Raw genomic sequence first — 13627 nt, 5'->3', positions numbered from 1 at the left:
AGCGCGCCGAAGACCCCCGCCGTGCGACGCACCAGCGCCGTCGGCGTGGCCCCCACCCGACGGGAGCACGCCGAACACGGCTTCGTCGCCTCGGTGGAGCTCGCGCAGAACCTGCAGCGCGTGCACGTCGACCTGATCGAGCTGCACCTGCAGGGCAAGCAGGCGCACTGGAACGTCGTCGGACGCAACTTCCGCGACCTGCACCTCCAACTCGACGAGATCGTCGAAGCCGCCCGCGAATTCAGTGACACCGTCGCCGAGCGCCTACGGGCGCTGCACGCGACGCCCGATGGCCGCAGCGCGACCGTGGCGGAGCAGACCAGCCTGCCGGAGTTCCCGAACGGCGAGGTCGAGACGGGTGAGACCGTCGACCTGATCACCGAGCGGCTCGAAGCCGTCGTCCGCACCATGCGTGACGTCCACGACGACGTCGACGAGGAGGACCCCACCTCGGCCGACCTGCTGCACGCGATCATCGAGCGCCTGGAGCAGTACGCCTGGATGGTCAGCGCCGAGAACCGCACACCCAGCCGGGCCTGACCCGTGGCGAGGGGATGCGGCGCCCGCCACGCGCGGGGCCGCATCCCCTCGCGCGTAATGCGGCGGACACACTCGGCGGTTAGCATCGGACGCATGCCGACCGAGATCCGCCCAGAGCCGCCGCGCCAGCCCGACGTCGAGGCTCTGCTGCGATTGAGCGACGACTTCGCGCTGGGCCTGTACCCGCCGGAGAGCTGCTACCTGCTCGATGTCGGCGAGCTCGAGAAGCCCGGAGTCACGCTGTTCGTCGCCCGGACCGACGGCCGGGCGCTCGGGATCGCCGCGCTCGTGGTTTCGGAGGCGGCTTCGTACGCCGAGCTGAAGCGGATGTTCGTCCACGAAGACGCGCGCGGTCGGGGACTGGCCCGCGGGTTGCTGGCCACCGTGGAGGCGGCGGCCGCGGAGGCAGGCATCGCCGAGCTCCGCCTGGAGACCGGCACGCTGCACCACGCCGCGATCGCGCTGTACGAGCGCGCCGGCTACGAGCGCATTCCGAACTTCGGCGACTACGTCGGTGGCCGCCACTCGATCTGCTACGGGAAGCCGCTGGCCGTCTCGGCCCGCTGAGCGCGTTCCTCCTCAACTGCCCCGGATGCGTCGGGACAGTTCTGCCGCCGCCTCGCGCACGCGCGCGGCGAGCGCATCCCACTCGCCCGGCGGCACTGCATCACGCGGGAAGGTGACCGCGATGCCGGCCGCCGGCCAGCCGGCGTGGTCGCGCACCGATACGGCGACAGAGGCGAAGCCGGGCGTCACATCGCCGTCCTCGGTGGCATAGCCGCGCTCGCGCGCTTCCGTGACGACGCGCCGGAGCTCCGGGTACGAGTGCGGGCCGGAGCCGGTGCGGTCCTCGAAGGCACCTGAGTCGGGGTACAGCGCGCGCAGCTGCTCGCGAGGCAGGGTCGCCAGCAGGGCACGGCCACTCGCGGTGAGGTGCGCCGGCAGCCTGACGCCCACATCCGTCACCAGGCGCGGCCGGCGGGGTGCGCGCTCCTCCACGATGTAGACGACGTCACGGCCGTGCAGCACGGCGACGTGACCGGACTCGCCGATCGCATCCACGAGCGCTGCCACGATGGGTCGGCCCAGTCGGCTGAGCGGCTGCTGTCGCGAGAAGCCGCTCGACAGCTCGTAGGCCGCGACGCCGAGTCCGTACCGTTTCGCCTCCGGGAAGTGGAGCACGAAGCCGTGCTCGGCGAGCACCGCGAGCAGGTGGTACACGGTCGAGCGCGGCAGCCCCAGCGCTGTCGCGATCGCGGCCGCCGGGGCCGGTCCGCGCTGGGTTCCCAGGTAGCCGAGGATGCGCAGCGTGTTCTCGGCGGCGGGGACCTTGCTCATCGCATCCACCCTCCGTCGCGCTCGTGCCGGGTCGGCGGACGACGGGCGTCGTCTGGGATACCGGACACCGAGCAGCCTACAGCTCGTGCGCCCGAGGCGGCCGCGGCGGGAGGATCAGAGCATGCTCCAGACCCAGACCACCGTCACCGTCGGCGCCGGCCCTCTCAGCGTCGACGACGTCGTCGCTGTCGCCCGCCACCGCGCCCGGATCGAACTCGACGCCGAGTCCCTCGCCGGCGTCGCCGCATCCCGCGCCATCGTCGAAGCCCTGGCGGACGACACCGAGCCGCACTACGGGATCTCGACCGGCTTCGGCGCGCTCGCCACTACGTTCATCCCGGGCGACCGGCGCGCCCAGCTGCAGGCCAGCCTGGTCCGCTCGCACGCTGCGGGTTCGGGACCGGAGGTCGAGCGGGAGGTCGTGCGTGCGCTGATGCTGCTGCGCCTCTCCACGCTGATGACCGGACGCACCGGCGCACGACCCCAGACCGTGGAGACCTACGCCGCCCTGCTCAACGCCGGCGTCACCCCGGTCGTCTACGAGTACGGCTCGCTCGGCTGCTCGGGCGACCTCGCTCCGCTCGCGCACTGCGCGCTCGCGGCGATGGGCGAAGGCCGCGTCCGGGTCGACGGCGAGCTGATGGATGCGGCCGACGCACTGGCCGCTGCGGGCATCCAGCCGGTCGTCCTGGCGGAGAAGGAGGGGCTGGCGCTCATCAACGGCACCGACGGGATGCTCGGGATGCTCGCGCTCGCCATTCACGACCTGCACGGTCTGCTCACCGACGCCGACATCGCGGCGGCCATGAGCGTCGAAGCCCTGCTCGGCACCGACGCCGTCTTCGCCGACGACCTGCAGCGGCTCCGGCCGCAGGCCGGGCAGGCGGTGTCCGCGGCGAACATCCGGGCGATGCTGGCCGACTCTCCGCTGGTCGCCAGCCACAAGGGCCCGGAGTGCACCCGCGTGCAGGATGCGTACTCGCTGCGCTGCTCGCCGCAGGTGCACGGCGCCGCGCGCGACACGCTCGCCCACGCCGAGCTGGTCGCCGGCCGCGAGCTGGCGTCGGCGGTCGACAACCCCGTGCTGACGCTGGACGGCCGTGTCGAGTCGAACGGCAACTTCCACGGCGCGCCGGTCGCCTACGTGCTCGACTTCCTCGCGATCGCCGTCGCCGACGTGGCGAGCATGTCGGAGCGCCGCACCGACCGGTTCCTCGACCCCGCGCGCAACCAGGGCCTTCCGCCGTTCCTCGCGCACGAGGTCGGCGTCGACTCGGGGCTGATGATCGCCCAGTACACGGCCGCGGGCATCGTCTCCGAGCTGAAGCGGCTGGCCGCGCCGGCGTCGGTGGACAGCATCCCCTCGTCGGCCATGCAGGAGGACCACGTGTCGATGGGCTGGGCGGCCGCCCGCAAGCTGCGGCGCGCCCTCGACGGCCTCGCCCGCGTGATCGCGATCGAAGTGATGACCGCCGCGCGCGGTGCCGACCTGCGCGCCCCGCTGCAGCCGGGCCCCGCCACGGGCGCGGTCATCGCCACCCTCCGCGACACGGTCCCCGGCCCCGGCCCCGACCGCCATCTCTCGCCCGAGATCGAGGCCGCCTACGCCCTCGTCACCTCCGGCGCCCTCCGCGCCTCCCTCCCCCTCCCCTGACCCTTTGACCCCACCGTCGCTTCCTCACTTAATCCATCGACTCGCCGTCGTGAAACGGATTAACCGAGGAAGCGATGAACAGCTGAAAGGACACACGAAGATGGATGGAGCACGACCGGTTCGCGCGGCGCGCGGCACGGAGCTCACCGCCAAGAGCTGGCAGACCGAAGCACCGCTGCGGATGCTGATGAACAACCTCGACCCCGAGGTGGCCGAGCGGCCGGACGACCTCGTCGTCTACGGCGGCACCGGCCGGGCCGCCCGCAGCTGGGCGGCGTACGACGCGATCGTCTTCACGCTGCGCGACCTGGAGGCGGACGAGACGCTGCTGGTGCAGTCCGGCAAGCCCGTCGGCGTCTTCCGCACGCACGAGTGGGCGCCGCGCGTGCTCATCGCCAACTCGAACCTCGTCGGAGACTGGGCGACGTGGCCCGAGTTCCGCCGGCTGGAGGCCCTCGGGCTGACGATGTACGGCCAGATGACCGCCGGGTCCTGGATCTACATCGGCTCGCAGGGCATCCTGCAGGGCACCTACGAGACGTTCGGCGCGGTCGCCCGCAAGAGGTTCGACGGCACCCTCGCCGGCACCCTGACCCTGACCGGAGGCTGCGGCGGGATGGGCGGCGCGCAGCCGCTCGCCGTCACGATGAACGGCGGGGCTGTCCTGATCGTGGATGTGGACCGCACCCGCCTGCAGCGGCGCGTCGACCACGGCTACCTCGACGTGCTCGCGACCGACCTCGACGACGCCATCGCGCAGAGCCTCGCCGCCAAGGACGCACGCCAGGCCGTCTCGATCGGAGTCGTCGGCAACGCCGCCGACGTCTTCCCCGAGCTGCTGCGCCGCGGCGTCCCGATCGACATCGTGACGGACCAGACCAGCGCGCACGACCCGCTCTCGTACCTGCCGATCGGCTACAGCGTGGAGGAGTGGCACGACCGCGCAGCCGCCGACGCCGAACAGTTCACCGACGACGCCCGCCGCTCGATGGCCGCGCAGGTGGAGGCGATGGTCGGGTTCCAGGATGCGGGGGCCGAGGTCTTCGACTACGGCAACTCGATCCGCACGGAGGCGCAGCTGGGCGGTTACGACCGGGCGTTCGACTTCCCCGGCTTCGTTCCCGCCTACATCCGGCCGCTCTTCGCGGAAGGCAAGGGACCGTTCCGCTGGGCGGCGCTCAGCGGCGACCCCGCCGACATCGCGGCGACGGACCGGGCCGTGCTCGAGCTGTTCCCGGAGGACGAGCACCTGCGGCGCTGGATCACCCAGGCCGGCGAGAAGGTGCACTTCGAGGGCCTCCCCGCGCGCATCTGCTGGCTGGGATACAAGGAGCGGCACCTCGCCGGCCTCCGCTTCAACGAGATGGTCGCCTCCGGTGAGCTCTCCGCGCCTGTCGTCATCGGCCGCGACCACCTGGACTCCGGCTCGGTCGCCTCCCCGTATCGGGAGACGGAGTCGATGGCCGATGGTTCGGACGCCATCGCCGACTGGCCGCTGCTCAACGCCCTGCTGAACACCGCATCCGGAGCGACCTGGGTGTCGCTGCACCACGGCGGCGGCGTCGGGATCGGGCGCAGCATCCACGCGGGCCAGGTCGTCGTCGCGGACGGCACGGCGCTCGCGGCGGAGAAGATCGAGCGGGTGCTGACCAACGACCCGGGGACGGGCGTGATGCGGCACGTGGATGCCGGCTACGACCGAGCGGTGGAGGTCGCGGAGGAACGCGGGCTGCGCATCCCGATGCGCGAACAGGCGACGGCCCGCCGATGACCGCGACGCTGGTCACCGGGATCGGCGAGCTGGTCACGTTCGATCCCGCGCATCCCGGACCGCTCGGGGTGGTGTCCGACGCCGCCGTGCTCACCGTCGACGGGCGCATCGCCTGGACCGGCCCTGCCGCGTCGGCGCCGCGCTCGGACGCGGACGAGGTCATCGACGTCGACGGTGCCGCGGTCATCCCCGGGTTCGTGGACTCGCACACGCACCTCGTCTTCGCGGGCGATCGGTCGGCGGAGTTCGAAGCACGGATGTCAGGGCAGCCGTATGCCGCGGGCGGAATACGGTCGACGGTGGCTGCAACGCGCGCCGCGACCGACGGGGAGTTGCGGGCACGCCTGGCCGGTCTGGTCGCAGAGTTGCACGCCCAGGGCACGACCACCTTCGAGATCAAGAGCGGGTACGGCCTCACCGTGGCGGATGAGGAGCGCCTGCTGCGGCTCGCCCGCGAGGTGACGGACGAGACCACCTTCCTCGGAGCGCACGTGGTCCCGGCGGAGTTCGCCGACGAGCCGGAGGCGTATACCGACCTCGTCGTCGGTCCCATGCTCGACGCGTGCGCGCCCCACGCGCGCTGGATCGACGTGTTCTGCGAGACGGGCGCATTCACGGTCGAACAGGCCCGGCGCATCCTGACCGCCGGAGCCCGGCGCGGACTCGGCGTCCGCATGCACGCCGCTCAGCTCGGCCCCGGCGACGGCGTTGCGCTGGCCGTCGAGTTGGATGCGGCGAGCGTCGACCACGGCACCTACCTGACCGACGACGACGTCGAGGGGCTCGCCGCATCGAAGACCGTCGCGACGCTCGTTCCCGGCGTCGAGTTCTCGACCAGGCACCCGTACCCGTCAGGGCGGCGGCTGCTGGATGCGGGCGTCACGATCGCGCTGGCGAGCGACTGCAACCCCGGGTCGTCGTTCACCTCGTCGATGCCGTTCTGCATCGCGCTGGGCGTCCGCGAACTGGGGCTCACCCCGGCCGAGGCGCTCCAGGCCGCGACCCTGGGAGGAGCGGCCGCCCTCCGCCGCGACGACGTCGGCCACCTCCGTGTGGGCGCCCGAGCCGACCTCGCTGTGCTCCGCGCGCCCTCCTACGTGCACCTCGCGTACCGCCCCGGCGTCCCCCTCGTCGCCCGAACCCTCCGCGCCTAGCCTCGCCCCCCTCCCGGCCCCCCACCGTCGAGTCCTCACAAAGTGCACGCGACACGCCGTCCGAGTGTGCACTTTGTGAGGACTCGACGGTGGGGGCGGAGGGCGCGGGGGCGGGGTCAGCGCAGGGGGAGGGCGGCGGCGGCCTCGAGGACGAGGAGGGCGGCCAGGCGGACGGTACGGGCGTCGGGGGCGTCGGCGGTCGCGTCGACCTCGGCGATGTCGATCGAGCGGACCAGGGGGGACGCTGCCGCCAGGCGGGCGAAGCGGCGCAGCTCCCAGGCGGCGAGCCCGCCCGGGACGGACGCTGGGCATCCGGGCGCGACGGAGCGGTCGCAGACGTCCACGTCCAGGTCGACGTGGACCGGTCCGCCCGCCGCGCCGGCGATCTCCAGCGCCTCCGCCATGACGTCCTCGATCGGCCGGGTGTGCAGCGCGTCGCGGGTGACCACCGTGATGCCGTGCTCTGTGGCGCGCCGGGTGTAGGCCGCGGAGTTGGCGAAGTCGGCGATGCCGATCTGCACGACACGTCGGCCGTCCAGGCCGGCCTCGAGCAGTTCCCGGACGGGCGAGCCGTTCGACCGGCCGTCCCGGAGGTCGTGGTGCGCGTCGAGCGTGATGAGCCCGGCCGTGGCCAGCTCATCGCCCGCAGCCCCGAGGGCGACCGGCACGGTGAGCGAGTTGTCGCCGCCGACCGCGACCGTCAGCCGCGACCTGCCGACCGCCTCGGCAACGGCGGCGATCGCGCGCTCCCGGCCCCCCGGCCCGTCGGGCGACGCCACGTCGCCCGCGTCGGCGAACCGCAGCGCCTCCACATCGAGTCCGGGCACGAACGTCGAGTACCGCCGCAGCGCCTCCCGCACGGCTGCCGGTGTCGCGTGGGCGCCGGTCGGCGACAGCGACGTCTCGTGCGTCGGGATGCCGATCAGCGTCAGGTCGGCGCCCTCGGCTCCCAGAGGGGGCCAGCCCCCGGCGCGCGGCCACAGCGGATCGACGGAGAGTCCCTGCTCGCTCATACCGCGACCTTAGCGACGCGGCACGGCCGCGCGACCGACGGCAAGCCATCGACCGTCTGGGATTCCGGACGTCGCGCCGCCGCGCCGTTCAGATCTGCGAGCCGCCTGCCGGGCGGGTGAACACCGGAGGTTCCAGGGCCCCGGGCGAGCGCACGCCGCCGCTCGGCCGGTCGCCGGACGGCTCGTCGTCCGACGGCCCATCCGATCCCGACGGGCCGCCGGACGCACCACCGGCCGCCCCGTCGCCGCCTCCCGCGGCATCCTTCGCCGCCCGGCGGGCCGCCGCACGCTCGCGCCGACCCTCCACCAGGTTGTACAGCGTCGGAAGCACCACCAAGGTCAGCACGGTCGACGAGATCAGACCGCCGATGACGACGATGGCGAGCGGCTGTGAGATGAACCCGCCGTGCCCGGTCAGCCCGATCGCCATCGGCGTCAGCGCCGCGATCGTCGCCAGCGCGGTCATCAGGATGGGCCGGAGTCGCCGGGACGCGCCGTGCGCGACGGCGTCCGTCACCGTGAGCCCACGCCGTCGGTACTGGTTGACGAGGTCGATGAGCACGATCGCGTTGGTCACGACGATGCCGATCAGCATCAGCAGGCCGATGAGCGACGCCACCCCGAGGGGGATGCCGGAAGCGATCTGCAGCAGGATGGCGCCGGTCGCCGCGAACGGCACCGACACGAGCAGCAGCAACGGCTGCCGCAGCGACCGGAACGTCGCCACCATCACGATGTAGACGATCAGGATGGCCGCCAGCAGTGCGATTCCGAGCTGCTGGAAGGCGTCCGACTGACTGGAGGAGACTCCGCCGATCTTCGCCGTCGCGCCCTCCGGGAGGTGGGCTGCCGTGAGCGACGCCGTCACATCCGTATTCGCGGTGGTCAGGTTGTCCGTCGCAGGGGTCGCCGTCACGGTGGCCGTGCGCAGGCCGCGCTCGGTGGTGACCGTCGCCGGACCCTTGACCTCTTTCACCGAGGCCAGGCTGTCGAGTGGCACCACCCCGGTGACCGTCGGGATGGGCAGCTGTGCCAGTCCAGCAACGGTCGTCGGCGGGTTCTCGCTTTGCAGGTAGATCTTCAGGGTGGTGTTGTCGATGGCCACCGACCCGGCCTGCGTCGGCTGCATGGCCTGCGACACGATGGTGCCGACCGCGACCTCGCTCAGCCCGGCGGCGGCCGCCTTCGACCGGTCCACCTGCACGGCGACATACGGCAGCGACGCGCTCAAGTTGTCGGTGACCTGCTTCAGCGACGACTTCCCGCGGAGCTGCGCGACCACGGCATCCGTCGCCTTCTGCAGGTCGGCGTCGCTGGTCGCGGTGATGTTCACCTGGATGTCCGTCGATCCGCCGAACCCGCTCGAGGTCGAGAGGGTGATCTCGCCCTGGTCCTTGATGCCGGCGAGCTCGTTCTCGATCGTGTTCTGGAGCTTCGCCTGGTCGGCGTTCGGGTCGGTCGTGATGGAGAAGGTGGTCCCGCCGCCCCCACCGGTGAAGGCATCGCGCAGCGACGACCCGCTCGAACCGATGGAGACCTGGACCGTTTTGACGCCCGCGGTGCCGAGCAGCTTCTCTTCGACGACCTTGGCCGCGTCATCCTTCGCCTGCAGGCTCGCGCCCGGGTCGAGGGTCTGGCTGACGGTGAGCGAGTTCTGGCCGCTCGAGCCGAGGAAGTTGGTCTTCACCAGCGGGAACGCGGCGAAGGTGAGGATGAGCACCAGGGCGGCGGCGAGTATGGTCCACCCGGAGTGCGCAAGCGTCCAGCGGATGATCGGCAGGTAGCCGGCCTGCAGCCGCGACGGGTGCTCCAGCTCGTCGACGCCGGAGGCGGCCGCCTCGTCCACCGTCAGATGCGCCGACTCCACGTCCGCGCCGCCCTCGTGCTTGTGCGCCTTCGGCGTCCGGAGGAACCAGTAGGCGAGCACCGGGACGATGGTGAGCGCCACGAGCAGGGAGGACAGCAGAGCGATCGTGACCGTCAGCGCGAACGGGCGGAACAGCTCACCCGTGACGTCGCCGACGAACGCGAGCGGCAGGAACACCGCCACGGTCGTGATCGTGGAGGCGGTGATCGCGCCCGCCACCTCGCGGACCGCGCGAACGATGACGACGGCCCGGTCGGTTCCGGGCACGAGCTGCCGTTTGATGTTCTCGATGACGACGATGGAGTCGTCCACGACACGTCCGATGGCGATGGTGAGCGCACCGAGCGTGATGATGTTCAGCGTGTAGCCGGAGGACCACATCACGATGAACGTGATCAGCACGCTGGTCGGGATCGAGATCGCCGTGACCAGCGTGGAGCGGATCGACAGCAGGAACACCAGGATGACGATGACCGCCATGAGGAGGCCGAGCAGGCCCTCCTCGGTGAGGGAGTTGATTGACTGCGTGATGAACGGCGCCTGGTCGAAGACCACGGTGACCTTCGCATCCGACCCGAGCTTGCTCTCCAGATTCGGGATGAGGGCGCTCACCTCGTGCGAGACCTCGACCGTGTTCGCCGAGGGGAGCTTGGTGACGGCGACGGTCAGGGCCGGCTTGCCGCCGACGCGCGAGAGCGAGGTGATCGGGTCGTCCGTCTCGGCGACGGTCGAGACGGAACCGATGGTCGCCGGGGCGGCGGCCGCGGCGGGGGGAGCGGCTGCCGCGGCTCCGGCGGCTCCCGCACCGGCCGCGCTGCGCGCTCCGGTTGCACCGGCACTCGCACCGGCACCCGAGGCGGCGCCTCCCGCAGCACCGCCCGCACTCGCCCCGGCGGTCGCCGAGCGCACCAGCGGCAATGCGGCGATCTGGTCCGCCGAACCGAGCTGCGTGCCCGACTGGATGGACAGCGTCGTGCCGTTCTCGGTGATGTCACCGCCCGGGATGAGCACGCCGCTCTGCTGCAGCGCATCCTTGATCGCGGACGACGTCGCGCCCGCGGCCGCGAGCTTGGCCGGGTCGGGGGTGATCGTGATCCGGCGCCCTACCTCGCCGACCAGGCGCGCGTCGTTGACGCCCTTCAGGTTCTTGATGTCCGGCAGGACGAGCTTCGTGATGTCGTCGCCGAGTTTCCGCTGGTCGCTGCCGCCGGTGACCGCGAGCTGGATGACCGGCAGGTCGTCGATGCTGCCGGAGAGCACCTGCGGCTCGACGCCGGACGGGAGGGTCGACTTGATGCGGTTGACCGCCTGGTCGATCTTCTGCTCCGCGGTGGCCAGGTCCGTTCCGTAGGTGAACTTCGCCGTGATGATCGACTGGTTCGTGCTGCTGACCGCCGAGGTGCTGTCGAGGTTCGGCACGCCCTGGATCGCGGCCTCCACCGGGGTGCTGACGTCGTTGTTGACGACCTCCGGCGATGCCCCCGGGTAGCTCGAGAGAACGACGAGCTGCGGGAAGGAGATCGACGGGATGAGCTCCTGCTTGAGGTTGGTGAGCGCGAGTCCGCCGAAGACGGCGGCGACGATCGTGACGAGCGCGATCAGGGCGCGGTTCTTCATGCTGAGCACAGCGAGGAAATGCACGGGTGTTTCCCCTCGGAGGGACGGGTTGCGGACACACGACACAAACCAAGCGTGCAGTGCATGCAAAGTATGTCAGGCGGGGTTGAGCGCTTTCTTCATGCCCAGGTACGACATCCCACTACTCCCAGGGGAGTCCAGCAGGGGAGTCCAGCCGGCGAGTCCGGCCGGCGAGTCCGGGTCGATTTCCGCGGGCGATCAAACCACGCTGGGAAGCGCCGCCTGGTCGAAGTACGGAACAGGCTCGTTCGCCGCGACCGCCCACGCTCCGGCGAGGGCGGTGAAGGCCCGCTCGTACTCCTCCGGCGTGTAGGTCATCGGGATGCGTACGAAGCGCTCGAAGGCGCCGTCGATGCCGAACCGGGGGCCGGCCGCGATCAGCAGGCCATGGCTGCGTGCGGCGAGCGCCAGGGCCGAACTGACCGGGGCGCCGATACCCACCCAGGCGGTGAGGCCGCCGTGCTGCACGGGGACCGACCAGTCCGGGAACCGCTCCGCCACCAGCCGGTGGACCGTCTCCCGCCCCAGGCGGAGCTGCTCGCGGCGCTCCTCTACGATCTCGTCGAGCTGGGGCAGCATCCGCGCAACGACCAGCTGCTCGATGATCGGGGTGCCGAGGTCCGTCGCGGGCTTCGCGCCGATCAGGCGCTGGATGTGGGAGCGCTCGGCGCGGATCCAGCCGATGCGCAGGCCGCCCCAGAGTGTCTTGCTCGCCGAGCCGATCATGATGATCGGCGCGCCCGGCGACGTGGCGTCCGCGTAGCGCGGCATCGGCAGGTACTCGCCGACCCGGTCGATGTCGAGCTCCGCAGTGGTCTCGTCGGCCACAACGATGGCGCCGTGACCGGCCGCCGCCGCGAGCACCCGCTCCCGCGTCTCCGGCGACATGGTGGCACCCGTCGGGTTGTGGAAGTCCGGGATGAGGTAGGCCAGAGCCGGGTTCGCGCGGCGGAACGTCTGCTCGATGGCGTCGGCATCCCAGCCGTCGTTCTGCTCGCCGAGGCGGTGCGGACCCTCCTCGGGCGCGCTGACGGTGATGGGCACCAGGCGCGCACCGGCCAGCCGGATCGCCTCGATGGCGTGAGGATAGGTCGGCACCTCGATGACGACGCGGTCCCCGCGCTGCAGGAACGTGCGGGCGATGAGGGCGATCGCCTGCTGCGCGCCGACGGTGACCAGGATCTGATCGGGCGTGGTGGGGAGCCCCCGGCGGGTGTACCGCTCGGCGATCTCCGCGCGGAGATGCGGGAGACCGACCGGGTCGTAGCCGGGCTCGGAAAGGAAGCACGGCAGCTCCTCCGCGGCGGCGCGTGCCGCCGCCGCGAGCGGAGACGCCGCGGGCAGGCACGCCTTGGTGAAGTCGAGCATCCCCTCGCCGCCGATCGCCGGGAGCGGGAGGGTGCGGCCGGGTAGCCGGGCGACGCTGCCGGAACCGCGCACGCTGTCCACGAAACCGGCCTCGCGCAGCTGGCGGTAGGCCGCCGCGACGGTGGTGCGGCTCAGTTCGAGACGCCCGGCGAGGTCACGCTCCGCGGGCAGGCGGGTGCCGATCGGGATGCGGCCGTCGAGCACGAGCAGACGGATGCGGTCGGCGAGCGCCTGATAGCCCGCGGCGGACGTCCGCCACGCGCCGAGGAGAAGCTCGAGCGAACGAGCGGTGAGTTGAGCATCCGACATGCAGGCCACCTTAGGCGAATTGGCATCTTGCCGCCAGTCCAATCCCCGCGATTGGATTGGGTCATGACCAGCCGCCTCCTCCTCACCCGCCGCCTCGTGCAGCTGCTGATCGGCCTGTTCCTCTACGGAATCGCCATCGCACTCATGGTCCGCGCCGGGGTCGGCCTGTCGCCGTGGGATGTGCTGGCGCAGGGCCTCTCGCTGAAGACCGGCATCCCCTTCGGGTTCGTCACCAACCTGGTCGGCGTTGTGGTGCTGGCCTTCTGGATCCCGCTGCGTCAGCGACCGGGGCTCGGCACCATCCTGAACGTGCTGCTGGTCGGACCCAGCGCGCAACTCGGGCTCGATCTCATCCCGCAGCAGACCATCCTCTGGGTGCAGGTGCTGTTCTTCGCCGCAGGACTCGCGCTGGTGGCCGTGGCGACCGGGCTCTACATCGGCCCGCGGCTCGGCCCCGGCCCGCGCGACGGGCTGATGACCGGCCTGCATGCCCGCACCGGGCGGCCGATCTGGATGGCGCGGACCGCCATCGAGGTGACGGTGCTGATCATCGGGTGGGTGCTCGGTGGCAACGTCGGCCTGGGGACGCTGGCCTTCGCGCTGCTGGTCGGTCCGCTGTGCAGCATCACCCTCCCCTTCTTCGCGGTCCGCCTGCCGAAGGACGCTGCGACGGCCGGGGCAGAGGCAGAGGTGGAGAGCGAGCTCGAGGGAACGGCCGAGCAGTCGGCCGGCCTCGGGGAGGAGCGGGATGCCGTCCGCTTCGACGTGCGCGACGGCATCCTGCTCGAATCGGACCGCGACGCGCACGCGCGAATCGCGCGCGCGGACTCCCCCTTCGTCCGTCCCCTGCAGCCCGACCGCCCCACCCCGCTCCCCGCCGACCCCGCCGCGTCCCGTCCGTCGCGCCTGATCGCCGCCCACTGGCTGGACGACCGCCTGGCCCGCCGCCCCCGCCACCCGTAACAGAGCCCCGCC

General features: G+C 71.8%; 10 protein-coding genes. 6 read left to right on the top strand and 4 right to left on the bottom strand.

Going from position 1 to position 13627, the window contains the following annotated elements; genetic code table 11:
* The first annotated feature begins 21 nt into the window (after nt 1-21).
* Together AB4079_RS16205 and AB4079_RS16200 are read left to right on the top strand one after the other, a co-directional pair.
* Nucleotides 22-540: a Dps family protein gene (locus AB4079_RS16205; RefSeq protein ID WP_441788413.1), complete on the top strand. Its 519-nt coding sequence runs from the start codon at nt 22-24 to the stop codon at nt 538-540.
* 93 nt (nt 541-633) lie between these two features.
* Nucleotides 634-1107 (top strand): GNAT family N-acetyltransferase, encoded by a 474-nt coding sequence (locus tag AB4079_RS16200; protein WP_441788348.1) that lies wholly within the window; start codon nt 634-636, stop codon nt 1105-1107.
* 12 nt (nt 1108-1119) lie between these two features.
* On the opposite strand, the gene AB4079_RS16195 is transcribed toward AB4079_RS16200, so the two are convergent.
* Nucleotides 1120-1878 (bottom strand): IclR family transcriptional regulator, encoded by a 759-nt coding sequence (locus AB4079_RS16195; RefSeq protein ID WP_441788347.1) that lies wholly within the window; start codon nt 1876-1878, stop codon nt 1120-1122.
* Between the two features lie 121 nt (nt 1879-1999).
* Between AB4079_RS16195 and hutH the strand changes: the two genes are divergently transcribed.
* The 3 genes from hutH to hutI all read left to right on the top strand — a co-directional run bounded on the left by hutH (nt 2000) and on the right by hutI (nt 6457).
* Nucleotides 2000-3532: a histidine ammonia-lyase gene (gene hutH, locus AB4079_RS16190; protein WP_441788346.1), complete on the top strand. Its 1533-nt coding sequence runs from the start codon at nt 2000-2002 to the stop codon at nt 3530-3532.
* Nucleotides 3533-3632: 100 nt separating this feature from the next.
* Nucleotides 3633-5303, top strand: a complete 1671-nt coding sequence (hutU, locus tag AB4079_RS16185) for a urocanate hydratase (protein ID WP_441788345.1) — start codon at nt 3633-3635, stop codon at nt 5301-5303.
* Nucleotides 5300-6457 (top strand): imidazolonepropionase, encoded by a 1158-nt coding sequence (gene hutI, locus AB4079_RS16180; protein WP_441788344.1) that lies wholly within the window; start codon nt 5300-5302, stop codon nt 6455-6457. Before hutU ends, hutI begins: the two co-directional genes overlap by 4 nt.
* A 116-nt stretch (nt 6458-6573) precedes the next feature.
* On the opposite strand, the gene AB4079_RS16175 is transcribed toward hutI, so the two are convergent.
* From AB4079_RS16175 to yczR, 3 genes are all read right to left on the bottom strand, one after another.
* On the bottom strand, nt 6574-7470 hold the full coding sequence (locus AB4079_RS16175; protein ID WP_441788343.1) for an arginase family protein: 897 nt from the start codon (nt 7468-7470) through the stop codon (nt 6574-6576).
* 88 nt (nt 7471-7558) lie between these two features.
* Entirely contained in the window at nt 7559-10978 is a 3420-nt protein-coding gene (locus AB4079_RS16170) for an efflux RND transporter permease subunit (RefSeq protein ID WP_441788342.1), read from the bottom strand.
* A gap of 195 nt (nt 10979-11173) precedes the next feature.
* Nucleotides 11174-12652: a MocR-like transcription factor YczR gene (gene yczR / locus AB4079_RS16165; protein ID WP_441788341.1), complete on the bottom strand. Its 1479-nt coding sequence runs from the start codon at nt 12650-12652 to the stop codon at nt 11174-11176.
* 63 nt (nt 12653-12715) lie between these two features.
* Between yczR and yczE the strand changes: the two genes are divergently transcribed.
* Nucleotides 12716-13615: a membrane protein YczE gene (gene yczE / locus AB4079_RS16160; RefSeq protein WP_441788340.1), complete on the top strand. Its 900-nt coding sequence runs from the start codon at nt 12716-12718 to the stop codon at nt 13613-13615.
* The last annotated feature ends 12 nt before the right edge of the window (nt 13616-13627 follow it).

Source organism: Leifsonia sp. 2MCAF36 (genome assembly GCF_052115525.1).
Classification (GTDB): Bacteria; Actinomycetota; Actinomycetes; order Actinomycetales; family Microbacteriaceae; genus Leifsonia.
This window is presented reverse-complemented; position numbering and strand designations above follow the sequence as displayed.